Below are 21,164 nucleotides of genomic sequence, written 5' to 3'. Positions count from 1 at the left end.
TAGATTACAATGTTAAATAGTTAATTTTCAAGACCGTTTGATTATAGTTATACAAGCTTTTCAGATAGGAAAGTGAGATGTCCTTCGCGTTTTCTACACTTTGTATATACTGGAAAAAGTCCAACTCCCCATTTTTATAGCCCAAGTTTGCCGCTCTCAGTATCTCTTCGGAAAGGGATACACCTTCATTCTTATAGTATTGTAAGAGCCCGGCCTGCTTCTGAAGTTCAGTAACAAGCACATTGTACCTGGCTTCCAATTCAATTTTATCCTGAATTCGATCTACGGCGCTTCGATCTTTCGAAATCCTGGAGGCTTTAATGCGAGCGTTCTTGCCATTGAAAAGGATCGGTATTTTCAATCCTGCCTGGAAACCCCGAAATGGTTGGTCGAATGAAGGGTTGACACTTGTAAAATATTCAAGGGAAATATCGGGCAATAACTGCTGTTTTTCCAGCTTAAATTCCGCCTGTTCGTTCAATTCACGATTTTGTGAATACAACAGGAACGGATTATTCTCTAGGTCCATTTGTGAAACATCCAATTCAGATAAAGGTTCAGTCTTCACTTTAAAACTTTCTTCCGATTGAACTATAGCCTGGAGTACGATCAGGTCCTTCTCAATATCTTCTTTAACCTGAAGCAGCTCTGCGGCTATTTCTCTATGCTTGGCTTTTGCAGTGACATTTTCGAGGTAGTTGGATTCTCCCAACTCAAATTTCCGTTTAGCCGCATAGGCAAACCTCTCATACAGACTGTCGAGAGAAGTGTAAATATCTTCTCGCTCTTTATGAAACAGCAGATCATTGTAGGCCGACATCAGCTCTTTCTCAACCTGCCACTTTCGAATGTCATAGGTGCTTTCTACCATAGCCGCCCTGGTCTTGCCTAATCGCTTCCTGGCGTAATAAACCGTTGGAAAGAGAAAGTCCTGCTGAATACCAACAACCTCCAGCACTTCATTGTTGAACGCCAGATTGTTTTCATCATAGCTAAAGTAAAGATTGGTCTTGTCAAAATCGAATGCCGTACCAATCATGGCTTTCGCTTCATTTACAGCATGATCTGCTGATTTCAAACCCTGATTGTTCTCAAATGCAAGCTGCTTCAATTCGCTAATACTGTACTCTTTTTCCTGAGCGAAAGTGAATGATGATCCAAATAGCAGCAAACATAAAACAACCAGGTTTCGGTTTATCTTTAATTTCCGTTCTTTCCGGAAGATAGAATACAACACCGGTAGCACAACTAAGGTCAGTAAGGTTGAAGTAACCAATCCTCCAATAACAACAGTAGCCAGCGGGCGCTGAACTTCGGCACCTGCACTGGTAGATACAGCCATGGGTAAGAATCCAAGTGCGGCCGCACTTGCGGTCAATAATACCGCCCTGAGCCTGCTTTTGGCTCCGTAGACTATATACTCATCATTTTCTTTCATCTCACTGTCTTTTAGGTGTTTGAATTGCTCAATTAATACTATACCATTCAGTACGGCTATTCCAAATAATGCGATGAAGCCCACACCGGCGGATATACTAAAAGGCATATCGCGTAGCCATAACAACAATACTCCACCAACCGCCGATAATGGGATCGCGGTGAAGATCATCAGCGCATCTTTAATGGATCCAAAGGCGAAATAGAGTAGTAGGAAAATAAGCAGCAAGGAAATTGGCACAGCTACTTTGAGTCGGCTTTTCGCGGTTTGCAGGTTCTCAAACTGTCCTCCATAGGAGATCGAATAGCCAACGGGTAGAGTTACTTCACTCTCAATGATTTCCTGTACATCATCAACAACAGACTGAAGATCCCTATTCCGAACATTGATCCCAACTACGATCCTTCGCCTGGTATCATCACGAGATATCTTCGCTGCATCCTTTGTATACTTGATCTCGGCCAGCTCTCTCATCGGGACCTTTCCACCACTTGGTACATCCACGTATAAATTCTCGATGTTTTCGATATCACGTCTTTTGTCCTCTTTCAACCGGAGAACCAGGTCGAATCTCTTTTCACCGTCAAAAACACTTCCCAGGGACTTTCCTGAGAATCCCATGGAGATCATTTCATTTAGATCTGAAACATTCAATCCGTAACGGGCTATTTTTGAGCGATCATACTTCACATTCATCTGCGGCAACCCGTCAACCTTTTCCACCGTAATATCGGCAGCACCCTCTACTTCGCGGATTGCCGCCTTGATCTCATTTCCTTTTTTGTTTAACACATCGAGATCCTCCCCGAATATTTTAATAGCAATGTCTGCTCTAACCCCGGTGATCAATTCGTTAAATCTCATTTCAATAGGCTGAGTGAATTCAACCTCTATATCGGGAAGTACGCTCAGTGCTTCTTTGAATTTATCGGCTAGTTCGTCCTTGGTGGCTGCCGAAACCCATTCGCTCTTGGGTTTTAGTCGAATAATAACATCACTTTCCTCCATCGACATCGGATCCGTTGGGACTTCGGCGGCCCCGATCCTGCTTACTACTTGGTCAACCTCGGGGAATTCATCCAATAGGATCTGCTCAATTTTAGTGGTGATCTCTATTGTTTTGCTCAATGAGGTTCCGGTTTTCAAGACAGGTTGAATAACAAAGTCTCCTTCATCCAGGGTAGGGACGAATTCACCTCCCATTGTAGTAAATAGATACACCGAACCGCCGAGTAGTAATACTGCCGACACCAATACCAGCTTCTTACTTCGCAATGCCCATCGTATTGTTGGATCATACAACCGGTTTAAAAAACTCATGATCCTCACCGAAATATTTCTTTTGCCCCTGATCGTAGGTTTTAAAAACAACGAAGCGGCAACAGGAACATAGGTCAAACAAAGCAACATTGCTCCAATCAACGCAAAACTGAAGGTAAGTGCCATAGGGCCGAACATCTTGCCTTCAACACCGCTGAGTGAAAGTATCGGTATAAAAACTATCAGTATAATAAGTTGCCCGAAAATGGCCGAATTCATCATTTTCGACGCACTGGATTTGGTTGCCTCATCAATCAACTCCTGCCTGGACTGTGAATCCAATGATTCTTTATCAATAAACTTTTTGGAGATTTGAAAAGCCGTAAACTCAATGATAATGACAGCCCCGTCGATAATGATCCCAAAATCAATGGCTCCCAGGCTCATTAAATTCGCATCTACACCAAAAAGGTACATCAAGGATAAAGCGAATAATAAACTTAAAGGAATTATTGAAGCTACAACCAGCCCTGAGCGCAGATTACCAAGTAGAAGCACCACAACGAAAATTACGATCAGGGATCCCAGAATTAAGTTTTCGGCTACTGTATAGGTGGTCTTGCCAATAAGTTCACTCCGTTCAAGGAAACCATTGATGTAGACTCCTTCAGGTAATGTTTTTGATATCGAAGCCACCCTTTCGTGTACCGCATTAATAACTTCGTTTGGATTACCTCCTTTTAGCATCATTACCTGGCCCAGTACTTTCTCGCCTTCTCCATTACCGGTAATGGCTCCGTAACGTGTGGCACTACCATAACCCACATCGGCGACATCCCGGATGTAAATTGGGAACCCATCGATATTTTTCACAACAATGTTTTCGATATCCTCAAGAGACGAAACCAGCCCCTCACCGCGAATGAAGTACGCCTGGTTCACTTTCTCTATATATCCACCACCTCCAACATTGTTGTTATTCTCTAGTGCCACCATGATCTCCTTCACGGAAATATTCATGGCGTTGAGTTTCTCAGTGTATATGGCTACCTCGTATTGTTTTAAGTATCCTCCCCAGCTGTTAACCTCAACAACCCCGGGAATCCCAGACAGCTGCCGTTTAACGATCCAGTCCTGAATTGTCCTCAGGTCCATAGCTGAATAGCGCTCTTCATAACCGGGTTCCACGTCGAGTATGTACTGATAGATTTCCCCCAGGCCGGTAGAAATAGGCCCCATTTCAGGGGTGCCGAAACCTTCAGGGATTTTTTCTGAAGCCGATTTAATCTTCTCCGCAATGAGCTGACGCGGCAGATAGGTCCCCATGTTTTCCTCAAAGACTATTGTTACCACTGACAATCCGAATTTTGAGATCGAACGAATTTCAACCACACCGGGTAGGTTCGCCATTTCCAGCTCGACAGGATAGGTAATGAATTGCTCCATATCCCGGGTACCCAGATTCTCGGAGGTTGTAATAACCTGAACCTGGTTGTTGGTAACGTCAGGAACTGCTCCAATGGGAATTCGGAGTAAAGAATACAGGCCAAAGCCTACAATAAGAAGAGTAAACAGGAGAATTAAGAACTTGTTCCTAATACTGAAATCTATGATTTTTGAAAGCATAATTCATGAGTAAACGAACCGAAAATTCGGCGTTGTTAAACAATTCGATCTTTGAAAGATGAATTATGCGCTTTTTGGCGGTTGGAAAATGCCTGAGGTATAAAGGGAGGTGTATAGATCCTCATAGCCGAACATGGATACACGATCACTTATGGATTCGACTTTCAGAAGGGAAAATGCTATAAATGTTTCAGTTAATGTAACAGGAGAATGTGAACATTCGTTATGTGTGAAAGGCAGATCCTCATGTTGATTCTCCTTGTCCTGATCATCGTGCGAATGATGTTCCTTCATGTCTCCGTAGTGTTTCGAAAGAAAAACGATGAAGTTGTCACCGTATTCTTCGGAATGTACATTGGCATGTTCGAGCAATACCTTGAATTCCTCCACCGTTCCAAAGTAAGTTCCAATACTCTGGGAGAGAATCAATATTGTGAATAAAGAAGAAATTAACTTCACCATTACCATATAAAATTAGTGAATTCCTGAGAATACATGGTAACATAGGTTACAATAACAGGTTTCTGTTAGAATCCTCTCTCCTTCTGAAGTTGTTCGTAAGCTTCTTTTACTTTTCTGAATTTCTCTTCCGCACCTTTGCGATAGGCCTCATCCATGTGCTGTAGCTTGTCCGGATGGTACTTCTTCGCCATACGGCGGTAGGCAGATTTTACTTCGGAATCAGTTGCCGTTCGTTCTATCTCAAGAATGGTATAGGCGCTGTCGGCACTTTTGAAGAACATCGCCTTAATACTCTGATAGTCCGCATTCTGAATTCCGAGGTTTACCGAAATCTGATTGATCACATTTTGCTCCGCATCTGTGACATAACCATCTGCCTGTGCAATGCTAAATAAAAAGTGGATCACCTGTAATCGCGATTCATAACGCATTCGCTGTCGAAGCAGCCCACCTATACGTTGTGCCGAGATCTCTCGCTTCTTTATTACTTCGTTAAACACTTTGAAAGTAGCATTCGCTCTTTCTTTTCCATAGGCCTGCACGAAGTAACGCCTCACATAATCCAGTTCGGCCTGACCAACAGATCCATCTGCCTTGATAACCAGGGATGCCAGGGAAAGGAGGTTGAGTTCGAAGTCGGCCGGACTAACCCGATCCGTACGTTGTTGTTGAAAAACCTGCCTGTAACCGCCTTTTTTCTTTCCTCCGCCCATAGTGGCATCGATGAGGCTGCCTATTATGAAGCCGATAATGGCTCCCGGGAAGCGGTAGAACATATAACCAATAATTGCGGCTAACCATCGAATCATGAATAAAAAGGGGTGTTTTGTGAAACCTGACAAAGATAAGTAATCCTCAGCTCCTTGTTGTTACATATTTCGCCGCGTCCGGCTTTTGTTTTGTGATTTATTTAGCAACTTTATTCCCTATCTTTGCCAAAAATTGTTACACCTTAAAAAATAGATATTATGTATCCTGAAGAACTTGTAAAACCCATGCGTGAAGATCTTACCAAAATTGGTTTTGCCGAACTAAAGACCGCCTCCGATGTGGAAACGGCCCTGGCAAAAGAAGGAACTACGCTGGTGGTTGTAAATTCAGTTTGTGGCTGTGCTGCGGCCAACGCACGTCCGGGAGCGCGAATTTCATTGCAAAATGCAAAAACTCCGAATCACCTCGTTACCGTATTTGCAGGTATGGAAACGGATGCTGTAGACGCAGCAAGGGCCAAAATGGTTCCTTTCCCGCCTAGTTCTCCTTCCATGGCATTATTCAAAGACGGGGAATTGGTACACATGCTGGAGCGCCACCACATCGAAGGTCGTTCTGCCGAGTTGATCGCCGAGAACCTGAAAGGTGCTTATAACGAGTACTGCTAGACTTCAGAAACAATAACATAAAGAACCGTTTGCATTCCATGTGAACGGTTTTTTTAATTTTGACATGTGAAGCTACTCAGTTATCCTCTAACCGTTCTGTTCTACCTCGTTTTCGGGTTGTTCCTGCTGTTGTTCGATCCAATCCAGAGGATATGCCTAAACTTGTTCGGTTATTCTGCCCATAAGAAGAGTGTGGATTACTTTAACTTGTTTGTCGTGCGGTCATTGCACCTACTAGGTACGACCTATTCCATCAAGATACCGGATTACCTGCCCGATAAAGCCCCTGTGATCATAGCTTCCAATCATCAAAGCATGTGGGATATCCCTCCACTTATCTGGTTCCTTCGGAAATTACACGTGAAGTTCATTTCGAAAAAGGAGCTGGGTAAAAATATCCCAAGGATCTCGTATAACCTGAAATACGGTGGATCTGTGCTCATCGACCGAAAAAACCCCAATCAAGCCACTTCAGAAATAGTAAAAATGGGAAGGTACATTCAGCAATACAACCGTGCCGTGGTCATTTTTCCTGAAGGAACACGAAGTAGGACAGGAATGCCTAAACCCTTTAAGCGAAAAGGGCTAATGACTCTTTTTGAGAATGCTCCGGATGCCTGGATCCTACCGGTAAGTATCAGCAATTCCTGGAAATTACAACGATTTGGCATGTTCCCGATCCCTATTGGGACCCATTTTATTCTGAAGGCGCATCCGGCAATAAAAATAGCAGGACAGGATACTAACGAACTAATCGATAAGGTTGAGCACCTGGTGATTTCAGAAATTGAAACAACCGGGGAAATTAAATCTCATTAGGGACTTGCCCTGTTCGCCGGATACGAACTCAACATCCCGAATGCGAGTCCGAAATTCCACCGTACATCCCAGTGGGCCATACTGCGTTCCCTCAGATAAGCAGTGCCGCCGAAAGGGGTAGCCGAAACCGACAGATAGAGATCCTCTCCATAGGCCTCAACCATCTCAATACCCACCACGATGTCTTCGTCCACAACGATATTGTGATCTTTAAACGATATTTCCTCTATTCCTTTGGCTTGTGAAATGGTATGATAAATACTTTCTGACAGCAGGTTGTCACCCGGCATATTATTCCTGCAGCTGTAGATGTTGATCCGCACCTTCACACTGTCCGCCTCATTTCGGATCACATGGAATTTGAAATTGTGAAGACGGGTTCTTTCATTCTGAATTGTGATCCTTGAAGCGAGTTCCCCTCCTAATGCATCCTTATCCACCCAATAGCCAAGTTCACTTAGCGAATAGGTCTCACTTCCCAGTTTTTCATACTCCCGCTTACCGGAAAGTATTACCACCGGGTCCAGTTCGGTGGTTTGAGGTTTTAGAAAGATTTTTTCTTCCGAATTTGTAAATCCTATCCAACTGGTGTAAGGTAAACGGATAGTTTCATAACCAATACAAGAGATCATGAGCTCATACTCCTGTGCAACAAACCCTGGTTTCAAATACAATTCAAATTCTCCCCTCTGAGTACTTACGGTACCTACACCACGGCCTTCAAACCCGATATTGGCAAATTCAACAGGCTTCCCGGAGCTTTCATCTATCAGGGTTGCTGTTATGATAATATTCTCCTGTGCAATTGAAAAAAAGCAAAAAAGCAAGAATAATGGTAGTGTAATTTTCTTCATAGTTGATCTTTTGTACTATGAAGCTATCCTACTTTTAACTTTTATACCACTTAGATTGAGCCAAACGACTTTTTCAATGAGTAAACCTACCCTGTCCTAATAGACAAAGGAATCCAGTGTGACCTTACCGTCAAAGTCCTGCAACTTCACCGTTTTGATGATACGTTCTTCATTCGGGAGTCCGAAGTTTCGGTAAAGCGTATACTTCAATAGGGTCGGGTTCAGCTCATCCCTTGTTCCGGAGTATTTCACATTTACTGTCCACTTACCCCGGTCGGCATCCTCAATATCGAACTCCTTTATAGAAAATCCCTGCTCCATTTCTTTCTTCAGCATTTCCTGGTCACCGTACAGATTGTGCACATAAGGGAAGTACTTCTTGCCGGGTGTGATAAACTGAAGTTCAAAGTCGGCCATAGGATCGTTCCATTCCACTACCAGCCTCAGGTCTTTCTTGAAGCCTACCTTCATAAGCTCGTTGGGAATATCGCTGAAGTCGATCTTCGACTTGTGCAGCGCAATAAGTTGTTTGAATTCATTAAAGACAATCACGCCTACATCGTTGAAATCCACCTTCGGAATACTGTTGGCCACCATTTGTTTGTAGAGGGTTGCCGACATCTGGTATTCCCCTACCCGTTTGTAATTCCCGGCCAGGTCCAGGTACGACTGCACGGAAGCAGGCTGTAAGTTTACAATACGTTCGTAAAGGGGTGTGGCCAGTTCATCTTCAGAAAAAGATTCAAAGGAATAGGCCAGCGACTTTAAAGCCTTGGTATTGTTGGGAGCGATCTCAGTAATGTTGGAAAGCAGCTGGTTGGAAAACTCTGCATTCCACTTTCGGAAGTATTTCCCAACATCTAAAAAGAAACTCACCGATGGCAAATTGTTCTGTCTTAGGATATCGTAATACAGCGTTTTGGCACTTTCAAAATCCCCGGCAGCTTCCAACTCCTTGAGATAGCCTGGTTTCTCAGCGTTCATAGAGGCCATTTCGATAGTAACTACTTCCTCATCATACTCGTTACCCTTTACTGTTTCTAATTCAGGCTGGTCCACTACTTCCCGTTCTGAACCGTCCTTCATCTCAATCACAATAGCCCCAAAAGCCGCTAACTGTCCATATCGGTTTGTAGCGCTAAGGGAGTTGAGCACCTTCACACTTTCTATCTGCTGGACATTCACATAGGGTTGCTGACCCGTTTGTTCGTACACCATGCCATCTACAACAAGCACAGGATAAGTGGTGCCCTGGATAGTGATCTCCATGGTCCTTCTGAGTTTGTACCTCGGATTCGAACCTCCGGGATCCTCAACCACAACACCCGGCATCTTTTGTAAGATCTGCCAGAGTTCGATCTGGTCCGGACGAATGTCATCACTGGTAACAACACTGCGGGTTGAATATCCCACCGCGGCTTTCTTTTTCTCGCCGTAGGGTGTTTTTACTGTTTCATTTCCCGACTTCTGTGCCATCACCCTTACCTCTTCCAGTAGCTCTCCATCGGGTTCCATACGAATGTGTATCTTTTTGGACTCGCCAATCACAGTGTCTTTAGAAACCATGCCCAGCGCTTTGACCTGAAGCACATCGCCTTGTGCTGCACGAATGCGATACATGCCATTGTTCCCGGTACGTACTTCATCAAAACTGTTTCTCACCCGAACCCTGGCACCACCAATAGGACCGTTCTCATTATGTATTACTCCGTAGACAAGCTCACTCTTGTCAAGACCTCGTTTATAAGCCGCATAGTCTTCATTCACTACGACATCAGTTAGCAATTTCTCCATACCCATGTCCACAGTTTGACTGTAGAGATCGATATAATATCCTCCTGAGTAAAATGCCAGGTCATTCAGCACCACATGATTGGCATCCGGGTGACTGTTGATACAAAAGACAGGGATGCCCAGTTCCGATTTCGGTTCCTGTGCAAACGAATTTCCATCTGAAAATACCAGTGCGATCTGCGCATTGAGATCGTTTTCTTTCAGTATTTCTGAATAGTCCGTAGGACCATTGTAGTCGATCTTTTCCAGGTGATTCCAAAGTGCATCAAAATTCCCTGATGTAAGGGTGAATGGAGTTGTATTCAACCTGTCTTTTCCGAAGGAGACCACTTCAACAGTGGCTTGTTTTCCTTCGGAAGTGATCAACTGAAGATAGGATTCCAGAAATTGTTTCTCTTTCCGATGGTTCTTAAATCGCATGTTCAGCGAAGCATCCCAGTACAGCAGGATACGCTGAGGCAAGTCTCTTTTTCGTATATCCGACTTTGCCGCATTCTGGCTAATGGCATCCAGGGTTACCTTTTTGTCAAAAGCGTTCAGTCTCACCACCTGGACCTGCTTGGTCTCTTCAGGTGTGCCGTAATTGTAGAAGACAGTGTATTTTATATAGTTGGGTAGTTGCTCATTCACCTCTCCCGTGCCTTCAATGTTGATGGTCCAATCCCCGGGCTCTGCATCGTCGATGATGAATTCCTTCATCCCATAGCCATACTTCAACTCTTCTTCCAACAGTTCCCTGGAATCGAACTCATCGTGTTTCCAGGTGTAGTATTTGCCCTTCGGACTCACCATCTGAAGTTCAAACTGTGCCATAGGATCGGTCCATTCGAAGACCATACGAACGTCTTTTTTATAGCCGGCTATGAGTAATTCCGAAGGAAGATCTGTATAGTCGATCTCGTTTTTATGCCTGGACAGGAAATTTCGGTACTCATTGATAACAATCGCCTCGATGGGGGTGAAATCAACATTTTCAATGCTGTTAAAAAGCATCTGTTTGTATAGGCTATTGGCCAGTTCGAACTTCCCGGTCTGAGCGTAGATATGTGCCAGGTTTCTATAGGACTGAATTCGTTCGGGCCGCATTACTATCAGCTCCTGGTACAGATAAGTGGCCTTGCCAAGCTCTCCCAGCTTTTCGTAATGATAGGCCATGCCCAACAGTACTTTGGAGTTCCCCTTGCCCATCTGGTAGAGCTGGTCCATAATCCCTTCGGAATACTCCGTGTCCCACTTCCTGAAGTAGTGCGCTGTATCCAGGAAAAAAGGCAAGGAGGCAGTATCCATGCCATTGAGTTGTTTCTGGTGAATGCTACGTGCCTCTGCAAAAGAGGTGGCTTGCTCCAGGGCTAGCAGGTAATCCGGTTTTTTCATGGCCTGATTCATGGAAATGGCATCGTTCTCGTAATCATTGCCATCCGCCAGCAATGATGGGAGCTCCTTTTCACCTTCATACATTGAACCATAAATAGTGTCGATCACAATAACACCTGTGCCTTCCAGTTTCTTACCGAACCTTCCTGAATAACTCATCATCCGTGCTTTTTCTTCTATGATCATAATATTCACGATCATTTCAGGACGGATACTATTTAGCTGCCATTGTTCCGCTAAAACATCATCTATGATTATAGTAGCAGGTGGTGGTGGAGCTGTAGATCCTTTTGGTCTGAACCTTGAAATTCCCAGGTATCTGAAATTTCCTGTACTTCCAAATTGGTTTTGATTCGCGATAGGAGCCTCAATACCCGGCATATTGTTTATAGAAACAAACAGGTCCGGATCATATTCCCCAACAAAAAGTTCGCGAAATTGATCTCCGCTGAATCCTAATGCTTTTCTTATTCCGCTTCCACTTACGACATTCTTTTTCTCATACGTCCTTTTCTGGTTGATCTCTACCTCTCCTAGTTCTTCTGAAACGGGTGTTAGCTTGATGGGAGGAAGATCGAACGAATCCACCGAAACCTCCTTGGAATACATCCCGAAGGCACTAACCAACAGGGTGTTTTCACCATTGGCCTCAATTTGAAAGGCTCCGTCCACATCGGTTGTGGTTTCTATGAAAGTACCCTTTACCAGGATAGTAGCCCCCTGGATAGGGGTTCCGCTAGTAGTAACAACATTACCATTTACTAGTTGCCCCGAAGGTGTTGAGCGCTCCTGAGCAACACCCAGGGTCACTGTAAAAACCAGAAGAAGGAGTACTATTTTTTTCATTTACAACCTCTTTACTAAAACAATTTTGTGAATACCTACTTCATTCACTCTAATATCTCATCTAACATCACTTTATCTTCCAGCTTGGTGAGCGGAACCACCTTGGTTTCTATAGTTTCATTTTGCAAGCCGTAGTTCTTATACAGGGTGTACTTTACGAATGTGGGGATGTTCTCATTATCCTCGCTCAATCGGTTGATGTTCACTATCCAATCCCCTCGAGCGGCCTCTTCAATAACAAAGTCCTTGGTCATATATCCCAGGGCCAGTTCACTTTCGATATAGCTCTTGTTTTCGAAGGCCGTGTGTTTCCAATTATAGAATTTCTTGTCCGGACTTACAAACTGAAACTCAAATTCAGTGAGTGGATTGGTCCATTCGAAAACAATTCGAACCGTTCTTCGGGAATTCGGGATTAATAATTCATTAGGCAATCCCTGGAAATTCACCTTAGATCGAAATTTCGACAGGAAACGCCTGTACTCCGTGATCACCTGGAACTCTACCGGCCTGAAATCAAGGTTTGGGATGTTGTTGTACAACATCTGACGGTACAGGCTGTTGGCCAATTTGTAGTGACCTATTTGAGTGTACACCTGTGCGAGGTCCAAATAGGATTGAAGATGATCCGGCCTCATTAACATCAATTCCTGGTACACATAGGCAGCTTGTCTGAAGCGACCCAATTGCTCACACTGATATGCAATTCCGAGCAAAACCTTTGGGTTGTTGTTGCTCAACCGGAATAATCTTGACAAGATCTTATGGGAATACAGCAGATCCCATTGTGTGAAAAACTCGGATGCCTCTAAATAATAAAGCAAAGAGCTTACCCCCAGGCTTATCGTATGCTGCTGGTAGATGGATTTTGCCTGTTCGAAGGTTACTGCGGACTTCAGTTGGGCGATGTAGCGAGAATCTTCAATTGATTCTTCCAGAGAGAGCAGGTCCTCCACATAGTCATTGTCTGTTGCCAGGGCCGAACGCGGTTCAATGTCTTCAGAATCGTCAAAATTGTCCATGTTTTTCGACTTCACATAAATAACACCTCCAGAACCTAAACTCCCGTATTTAATCGTTCCCGCAAGCGAACGAACAAAAGATACACTTCGGATTTGGTCAGGATCGAGTTGCTGGAGAATAGATTGATCCACAGGTACGTCGTCTAAAATTACCATAGCCGGCATCTGGCCCAGCTGTCCGCGAGATCTTTGTAACGCAATAGCTCCTCCGTTAGTGGCCACTAGCAAAGGATTTCGATACAAGGTTTCAAAAACACTGATATCACCCGGCCAGAAATCTTTATTCCTGAATTGTTGGGTTGGATATCCGAGTCCGCGTTTCTTTACCTTCTGAAAAGGCGTTCTCATGCGCTCCTTTTCTTCTTTTTCCTGACTTAGAAGAATCGCGTCCAGAAGCTCCACGTCCGATTCTAATCGAATAGACATGAACTCTTCCGAAGTAACCGGAAATTCCATGGTCTTCATCAGGAAGCCGGTAATAACAAGTATATCACCCTTCTTTGCTTCAATGGAAAAATTGCCTTTATCATCACTCAAGGTTGCGATAAAGCTGTCTTTAATATGTATATCAGCATACATCAGGGGAGCTCCATCCGTGTTTTGAACATTCCCTGTAAGTTCAAAAGAATTTGAATTAACATAAGACTGCGAATAGCCGGTAAAAAAAGCGAATACAAAAAGAAGTAGGCAGAAGCTTCGGAAATAGCCGAAATTGATGACTGCAAATCGGTAAGTGTAGTTAGAACCCATAGCAATTTTATTTAGATTCATTCTAAAGATATTGAATTAAATATCAGGATAAAAACACTTTAACAGCTCGTTATAATTTAGAATAATCTCATTTGCGGATCTTTCAATTGCAGGTAATGCGAACTGTCCAATTTAGGCATACTCTTCCCTTTCAAATACTTCTTCTTGCCCAAAGCTACGGTATCCCTTATTTGCTGAGCAACGGGTCCATCTCCTCTCATGCGAGTTCCCCACCGACTATCGTTAAGTTTTCCTCCATGGCACTGAGCGATCAGGCTTAGGATTCTATCGGCCTTATCGGGAATCACTTTTCTTGCCCAGTCTTCGAATAGCAGGGCGATCTGCCCATTCAGACGTACCACCGTATGAGCAATACTAACAGCTCCCAGATCTGTCACTTTCTTAATGATGGGAAGAATCTCATGGCTGTTGAGTGAGGGAATAATAGGTGCGATCATTGCATTCACCGGTATTCCATTGTCTGAAAGCACCTCAACTGCCTTTAGGCGCTGTTTGATACTGGCCGTCCTTGGTTCCACGAGACGACGGGTTACTTCGGAAAGAGAATTGATGGAAACATGAACCGCGATCGTATTCAGTTTCGCCATTTCTTTCAGTAAATCCAGGTCTCTCAGGATAAGTGAATTCTTGGTAATGATTCCAACAGGGTGTTTCCATTTCAGGAGAACCTCAAGGCATTGCCTGGTAATCTTCAGCTTTCGCTCAATCGGTTGGTAACAATCTGTATTCCCGGACAAAACGATGGTGTTTCCCTGCCATGATTTTTTCTGAAGGGTTTGCTCTAATAATTCAGGGGCGTTCTTCTTTACAAGAATATTCTTTTCGAAATCCAGCCCTGCACCAAACCCCCAGTACTCATGGGAATTCCTCGCATAGCAATACACACATCCGTGTTCGCATCCCTGGTAGGGGTTAGCTGAATATTCCATACGCACGTCCGGACTCTCTACCTTATTAACGAAACTCTTCGGAAAGACATCGATATAGTTGGTTTTTATCGCCTCCGGATCTTCACCTTCGGAAATACAATAGTTCAGAAAGTCATCGCGTAGCTCATGACTCAGTTCAAAAAAGCGATTATGGACCCGGCGTTGTGCACCTCGCCCATTGTGAGATCGAGACATAAAAAATAGCTTTGAAAAACTTGGTGGAGTGTTTCAAAGCTAGTAATTTTTGGAATATTTCCGAAGTATTTTGGATTTTTTCCTATTTTCCTGGGAAATCTGCTTTTCGTTTCTGAAGGAATGCCTGGGTACCTTCCTGGAAGTCGGCAGTACCAAAACACTTTCCGAATTGGGTGATCTCTTCATCATAACCATTTTCACCATCCTCAAATCCGGCGTTGACGGCAGTAATTGCCGCAGCGATAGCAACAGATGAATTGTTCATGATCTTCCCGGCTAATTTCTCAGCAAGAGGTAGAAGTTCCTCCTGGTTTGTCACATGATTCACCAGTCCAAAGTCTTTGGCCTGCTCGGCATTGATCATTCCGGCTGTCATTATCATTTCAAAAGCGCGGCCTTTACCCACCAGTTGTGGCAATCTTTGTGTTCCCCCGTAACCGGGAATTACGCCCAGGGACACTTCCGGCAGTCCCATCCTGGCATTGTCACTGGCAATTCTGAAATGGGCAGACATCGCCAGTTCGAGTCCGCCACCCAAAGCAAAACCATTTACGGCTGCGATCACAGGAGTGGATAAATGCGCCACATAGTCGAATAACAGCGCCTGGCCCTGGGAAGCTAGTTCGGCTCCCTGTGAAACGGAATAATCGGCAAATTCGCTGATGTCAGCACCGGCTACAAAAGCTTTTTCGCCACTTCCGGTTACAATGACGACCTTGGTGTTGACATCTTCTTCTGCTGCTTTAAAAGCATCGTGAAGTTCCTGAATCGTTTTGCGATTTAGTGCATTTAATTTTGAAGGTCTGTTAATAGTAATAGTCGTGATCCCATTTTCGGAATCGAATAGTACGTTTTCGAATGTCATCATGAATTGGTTTAGTTTTTTGGGGACATGTAGAAGATAAAATTACAAAAATCCCTTAGGATTTAGGGAATGTAACCTTAAAAATAGTGTGTTCATTCTCATTGGATTCGAGGGTGATGGATCCGTTGTAGGTTTCCACGATTTTCTTAACCATGGCAAGACCAAGTCCCATGCCGCTGGTTTTGGTTGTGAACTTTGGTTCGAACACTTTGTTGAGGTTCTCTTCAGAAACTCCAACTCCATTGTCCTTAACTGTAATCACAGCGTTTTCTCCTTCAGAAAAAACATTCACCTCAATCCTTGGGTCTTCCTGTCCCGCTTGTTCGATGGCCTGGATACTGTTCTTGATAAGATTGGTCACCACTCGGATAAGCTGAGTTCTGTCGAAACGAGCTATGAGCTCTTTTTCTACAGGGAAGTAATAGATGTAATTCTCATTAAAAATATCCAGTGCCAGTTTGGTGATCTGTACCACATTGAGGGTTTCGTCCTGCTGGGCCGGCATTTTAGCGTAGGTAGAGAAGGCCGAAGCTATGGAACTCATGGTATCGATCTGTTGGATCAGGGTATTGCTGTACTCCTCCATTTTGTGCTTTACATCAGGATCTTCGGGATTGAACTTCCGCTGAAAACTCTGCACCGTAAGTCGCATAGGGGTTAGTGGGTTCTTGATCTCGTGCGCCACCTGTTTTGCCATTTCCCTCCAGGCTGCTTCCCTCTCATTAGCCGCCAGCTGGGCCGCACTGCTTTCCAACTCATCGATCATACCGTTATAAGCCTTAACCAAAGTAGAGATCTCCTCGGTAGTGTTCTCGTTCAACATGATCTTTTTATTACGACGGTTTAGTCGGGTTTCCAAAATTTTCTCACTCACGTCGTTAAGAGAGCGTGTGATGTAATTCGACAGGAAATAAGCCAGTATAATAGCAATGAGTAGCATGACAAGGTAGGCCATCCCCAATCGGGAAAGATTCTCTTTCAACTCCTTATTCATGAACCCATCGTCTTCGATATACGGTAAATTTAGGATCGCCAAGGGTTTGAAGTAAAGGTCTGTGATCACACTGTAAGAAGACTGGTATTCCTGGCCATCTTCGGTGAATTCTTCTATAAAGTGCTTGGTGGAACTTGACCCTAGCTCATCCAACACATACTGAGGTACTTTGGTGTGGGTGGTATCCTTAAAAAATGAGGCTTTGGACGACTTCAGCAGCTTCCCTTCAAGGTCGTACAGGTAGAGTTCCAGTTTGTGAATATCCTTGATCTCGTAGATCTTTTCTTTGAAGATCAGAGGCACTTGTTCCGTCTCAACAGGGTACGTAGTATTCCGAAGTACATAATCGATATTCTCGCGGATGTTCCCTTCTTTCCGAAGTAATCTTTCGCGGTGATAATCCCGGGCTTCTTCGCGGTATTGAAAAATCGTCACCACGGCGATCAGTACCGATGCCAGAACGATCAGTACGATCATGGAAAAGAAAATGCGGTTCCTAAGTGAACGTTTGTAGAATGCCAAGCGTAAATTTTTCAGTGAAGATAGCAATAATCAAACCAAAAACAGTGCGGCGAATCCCTATCCCTCCTTATTTTCCCTGATTCGTTTATAGAGCCGGATACCCAACATCAGAAGCACAGCGAACAGTATGATCCCAACCGTTCCGTAGATCCAGTTAACGGCATTCTTCAGAATTACCAAAAAGACCACCGCGAAAAGAATGATAGTGGCTCCTTCGTTAAAGATCCGCATAAAATTCGAGCTGTATTTCACTTTGTCGCGCTGAAGATCCTTGAAAATGACATGACATTTGATGTGATAAATGATGAGCAGTACTACGAACCCTAATTTCACCTGCATCCAGGCGTCCGTCATGTAGAATGGTCGGAGAATTACCAGCCAAATGGCAAAACCGGTGGCCAGGATCATCGACGGCCAGGTAATGATATACCAAAGTCTCTTGGCCATGATCTTCAGTTGGTCACCGATGATCTCCTTCTCGGGTGAAGGCTTTAGAGAAGCTTCGATCTGGTAGACGAACAGACGAACAATGTAAAACAAGCCGGCAAACCAGGTGATCACAAAGATGAGATGAAGAGACTTTATATAATTGTAGGCCACTAGGCGTTTAGTATTTTACTGATTATTTTCTTAAAACTATTGTACAAAAGTATGGTTAAACCTGCAATTATTACGATAGCTGCTATGATAGTAGCCGGTGGATAAATCGTGGTATGCCATCCCGGAATGATCGAAAGCAAAAAGTCTGAAAAGAACAGCAGCGCTATTCCTATTTCAATAACACAGGTGGCTGCGAATGCCAGTATACCTACCCTCCAATCATTATTCTTTTTCGTCACTCTCGATAAACAAATAATCCAGTTTCATAGTATTGAATTCCTCGTTGAAATTCTCAATTTCATTTGAAACCAGGAGATCAAATTTGTCCAGTTCGGAATTGATCTTTTGCGTTAATTCATTCTTTACAGCTATATCCTGATCGGTTGGAGGAAAATCATCCATACCCACCAGGCTGTTTAAATGCGCAAGTTTATTCGTTAGCCTGATAGGGAAATTCAACGGATCCTGGCCACTGCGGTTTTTAGTCTGGTAAAGAGCTTTTTCTATATCGGAGAAATCTTCCGAAAGCTCCTTAGCTTTCTCCACCAGTGCTTTTACCTGTTCATTGTCTTTGTATTGTTTCTGAAAGGCCTCAAGCTGTTTATTGATCTTCCGGATCTTCTTTATCGATTTATGCGCCTTGTCCACTGTTTCATTGATATCGGTGATAAAGTCGAATTGTCGTTGCATCCCTGCAGGGTCGGTTTCAGCATTCTTATCGGCCACCACGGTGAAGGGCTGTGACAAGGCCTCATCACCAACTTCCAGCACTACTTTGTACTGCCCGGGAACTGCCTTGGGTGCATTGGTACTCGCCCACCAAAGGATCATACCATCAAGGCGCTCGGCACCCTTGCCTCTGAGATTCCAGCTGTGCATATTGGAACCGGCTTTCACTTTCAGTTTGTCTTTTTTGTCTTTACTGCTAAAGGTCTTTATGGTATCACCTCTGCTATTCAGGTAGCTTAGTTTGATTTCTTTTTCCGAAGGGTCCTTCACATAGAAATAGGTCATCACACCCGACGGATGATTAGTGCCTGAAGTAAGCGAGCCCTTTCGTGAATTTCCACCCATTCGATAGGTGTCCTTAGGTTTGAATAGGTAATTGTCCTTGCTAGCACTAGCTGCCAATTGATGAACTACCGTAAGGTCGTCGATGATCCACAAACTCCTACCCTGGGTGGCAACGATGAGGTTGTTGTCCTTAAGCGCCAAATCGGTGATAGGTACTATCGGCAAATTCAGTTGGAAAGAACTCCAGTTGGCACCGTCGTCGAAAGAAATATACATACCTGTTTCCGTACCTGCATACAATAAGCCTTTTTTATTCGGGTCTTCACGCAATACTCTTGTGAAGTGTTCCGAAGGAATCCCTTTAGTGATCTTGGTCCAGGTTTTACCGTAGTCGGTGGTTTTGTATAGGTAAGGTGCAAAATCTCCCGTTTTATATTTCGTCCCGGCGATATAGCAGGTCCCTGCATCGAATATTGAGGGTTCAATACTATTGATCATCATCCACTCTGGCATACCTTTGGGTGTAACATTGTCCCAGCTGGTTCCTCCATTTCTGGACACATGTACCAATCCATCATCACTTCCCGTCCATAGCAGACCCGGCGTTACCGGCGACTCTGCCGCGGCAAAAATGGTACAATAATATTCCACAGACGTATTGTCCTGGGTGATCGGCCCACCGGAAGAACCTAGTTTATCAGGATCATTTCGTGTGAGATCAGGACTAATTAGTTTCCAACTCTGTCCTTCATTTGTTGAAACATGGAGGTGGTTGGAAGCCGTGTACAACTTGTTCGGGTCGTGAGGTGAGAAAAAGATGGGGAAATTCCATTGAAAACGGTATTTCATGTCTTCGGCTCCGTGCCCCATGGGATTATCCGGCCATACACTAATACTGCGTACAGTTCGGTTCTTGTGATTATACCTGGTTAGGAAGCCGTCATAGCTTCCGCCGTAAACAATATCATTATTTTCAGGGTCCACTGCTATATGCGCACTTTCACCTCCGGCTGTGGATTCCCAGTCATCTTCATTGATGCTCCTGCCTTCATTCCTATGGGCAATTCGGATTGTTGAGTTGTCCTGCTGAGCCGCGTAGATTCTATATGGAAACGCATTATCCGTGGTAACCCGGTAAAACTGTGATGTTGGCTGATTGTAATACGTACTCCAGGTTTCTCCGCCATCGTAGGTGACTTGTGCACCACCGTCATCCCCAATGATCATTCGGTCCGGGTTTTCAGGTGCGATCCACAGGTCGTGATGATCTCCATGCGGTGCATTATAAGTTTCGTAGGTCTTACCTCCGTCTGTACTTTTGTGATATCGCACATTCAGAACATACATGACATCCTCGTCTTTTGGATCGGCATAGATACGAGTATAATACCAGGCACGCTGACGTAATTTTCGTTCACTGTTCACTTGTTTCCAGGTTTCGCCACCGTCTTCACTTCGGTACACCCCCCCTTTGTCTTTGCTTTCAACGATAGCCCACACGCGCTCACTATTAGCCGGTGAAACAGTTACACCAATGATCCCCAGAGTGTCTTTTGGGAATCCTTCTTTCTTTGAAATTTCTTTCCATGTTTCACCACTATCGGTACTTTTCCAAAGGGCGGAACCATCGCCACCGCTCGAAAGACTGTAAGGCGTTCGGCGTACATTCCAGGTCGAAGCATAAAGGATACGCGGGTTATTTGGGTCCATAATGAGATCTACAGCTCCCGCATTCTCATTCGCGAAAAGTGTTTTTCTCCATGTTTCGCCACCATCGGTGCTTTTGAAAACGCCTCTTTCCTGTGTAGGTTTGTAGATATTTCCAAGAACAGCCGCATACACTACTTTGTGATCTTTGGGATGAATTGCAATTCGCGGAACGTGCCTGCTTTTCTCCAAACCGGCTCGCGTCCATGTTTTCCCTGCATCTTCAGTCTTCCAGATACCATAGCCCGAAGAAACATTTCCACGGACTGTTTTTTCACCACCTCCAACATAGATAACGTTGGGATCGTCCTGTGCAACTTCGATAGCTCCCATGGATCCTCCGAAATACCCATCGGAAATATTTTCCCATTCCCGGCCGCCGTCCGTGGTCTTCCAAATTCCACCACCCGTCGCACCGAAATAGAAGAGATTGGGTTTGCCGGGAACACCAGTTACTGCAGCACTACGTCCTCCTCTAAATGGTCCAACAAGTCGGTATTCGAGAGCATCGTAGCGTTCAGAATTATAGGTTTGTGCAAAAAGATTTTCAGAAATAATAGAAAGGAGAAAGCAAAGGAATATCACCTTTATCTTAGGATGGTTCAGCGACATGTTTTTGTTTGAATTGGTTTGGCTAAATATAGGTAATTTCAGCCTAAACCTTCAGTGAAGCCGGCGTATTAACGCTTATTT

General features: G+C 44.2%; 14 protein-coding genes. 2 read left to right on the top strand and 12 right to left on the bottom strand.

Annotated elements, in window-relative coordinates:
* Positions 1–4: 4 nt before the first annotated feature.
* The 3 genes from J1N09_RS00175 to J1N09_RS00165 all read right to left on the bottom strand — a co-directional run bounded on the left by J1N09_RS00175 (position 5) and on the right by J1N09_RS00165 (position 5,595).
* The gene (locus J1N09_RS00175) at positions 5–4,324 is read right to left on the bottom strand and encodes a CusA/CzcA family heavy metal efflux RND transporter (RefSeq protein WP_265197359.1); all 4,320 of its coding nucleotides are present in this window, start codon (positions 4,322–4,324) and stop codon (positions 5–7) included.
* 63 nt (positions 4,325–4,387) lie between these two features.
* Positions 4,388–4,786: a hypothetical protein gene (locus J1N09_RS00170; protein WP_265197358.1), complete on the bottom strand. Its 399-nt coding sequence runs from the start codon at positions 4,784–4,786 to the stop codon at positions 4,388–4,390.
* Positions 4,787–4,851: 65 nt separating this feature from the next.
* Positions 4,852–5,595, bottom strand: coding sequence for a TerB family tellurite resistance protein (locus J1N09_RS00165; RefSeq protein WP_265197357.1), 744 nt, complete (start codon positions 5,593–5,595; stop codon positions 4,852–4,854).
* Between the two features lie 159 nt (positions 5,596–5,754).
* On the opposite strand from J1N09_RS00165, the gene J1N09_RS00160 reads away from it, so the two are divergent.
* Together J1N09_RS00160 and J1N09_RS00155 are read left to right on the top strand one after the other, a co-directional pair.
* Positions 5,755–6,165 carry a BrxA/BrxB family bacilliredoxin gene (locus J1N09_RS00160; protein ID WP_265197356.1) on the top strand — a complete coding sequence of 137 codons (411 nt, stop codon included), beginning with the start codon at positions 5,755–5,757 and terminating at the stop codon, positions 6,163–6,165.
* 66 nt (positions 6,166–6,231) lie between these two features.
* Positions 6,232–6,984: a lysophospholipid acyltransferase family protein gene (locus tag J1N09_RS00155; RefSeq protein ID WP_265197355.1), complete on the top strand. Its 753-nt coding sequence runs from the start codon at positions 6,232–6,234 to the stop codon at positions 6,982–6,984.
* Here J1N09_RS00155 and J1N09_RS00150 read toward each other — a convergent pair.
* The 9 genes from J1N09_RS00150 to J1N09_RS00110 form a co-directional block, all read right to left on the bottom strand.
* Entirely contained in the window at positions 6,981–7,838 is an 858-nt protein-coding gene (locus J1N09_RS00150; protein ID WP_265197354.1) for a carboxypeptidase-like regulatory domain-containing protein, read from the bottom strand. The genes J1N09_RS00155 and J1N09_RS00150 overlap by 4 nt on opposite strands.
* A 96-nt stretch (positions 7,839–7,934) precedes the next feature.
* Entirely contained in the window at positions 7,935–11,852 is a 3,918-nt protein-coding gene (locus tag J1N09_RS00145) for a carboxypeptidase-like regulatory domain-containing protein (protein WP_265197353.1), read from the bottom strand.
* A 44-nt stretch (positions 11,853–11,896) separates the two neighbouring features.
* Positions 11,897–13,645, bottom strand: coding sequence for a hypothetical protein (locus J1N09_RS00140; RefSeq protein WP_265197352.1), 1,749 nt, complete (start codon positions 13,643–13,645; stop codon positions 11,897–11,899).
* A gap of 56 nt (positions 13,646–13,701) precedes the next feature.
* On the bottom strand, positions 13,702–14,769 hold the full coding sequence (locus tag J1N09_RS00135; RefSeq protein ID WP_265197351.1) for a PA0069 family radical SAM protein: 1,068 nt from the start codon (positions 14,767–14,769) through the stop codon (positions 13,702–13,704).
* Positions 14,770–14,851: 82 nt separating this feature from the next.
* On the bottom strand, positions 14,852–15,634 hold the full coding sequence (locus J1N09_RS00130; protein ID WP_265198095.1) for an enoyl-CoA hydratase/isomerase family protein: 783 nt from the start codon (positions 15,632–15,634) through the stop codon (positions 14,852–14,854).
* 55 nt (positions 15,635–15,689) lie between these two features.
* On the bottom strand, positions 15,690–17,150 hold the full coding sequence (locus J1N09_RS00125) for a sensor histidine kinase (RefSeq protein ID WP_265197350.1): 1,461 nt from the start codon (positions 17,148–17,150) through the stop codon (positions 15,690–15,692).
* 57 nt (positions 17,151–17,207) lie between these two features.
* On the bottom strand, positions 17,208–17,750 hold the full coding sequence (locus J1N09_RS00120; protein WP_265197349.1) for a CopD family protein: 543 nt from the start codon (positions 17,748–17,750) through the stop codon (positions 17,208–17,210).
* Positions 17,750–17,989, bottom strand: coding sequence for a hypothetical protein (locus J1N09_RS00115; RefSeq protein WP_265197348.1), 240 nt, complete (start codon positions 17,987–17,989; stop codon positions 17,750–17,752). Before J1N09_RS00115 ends, J1N09_RS00120 begins: the two co-directional genes overlap by 1 nt.
* Complete coding sequence (locus tag J1N09_RS00110) at positions 17,973–21,083, bottom strand: WD40/YVTN/BNR-like repeat-containing protein (RefSeq protein WP_265197347.1); 3,111 nt, start codon at positions 21,081–21,083, stop codon at positions 17,973–17,975. The genes J1N09_RS00115 and J1N09_RS00110 overlap by 17 nt, the downstream gene beginning before the upstream one ends.
* Between the last annotated feature and the right edge of the window lie 81 nt (positions 21,084–21,164).

The organism is Aureitalea sp. L0-47, assembly GCF_026126405.1.
Classification (GTDB): Bacteria; Bacteroidota; Bacteroidia; order Flavobacteriales; family Flavobacteriaceae; genus Pukyongia.
The sequence above is the reverse complement of the archived record's forward strand: the minus strand, read 5'-3'. Positions and strand labels throughout refer to the sequence as shown.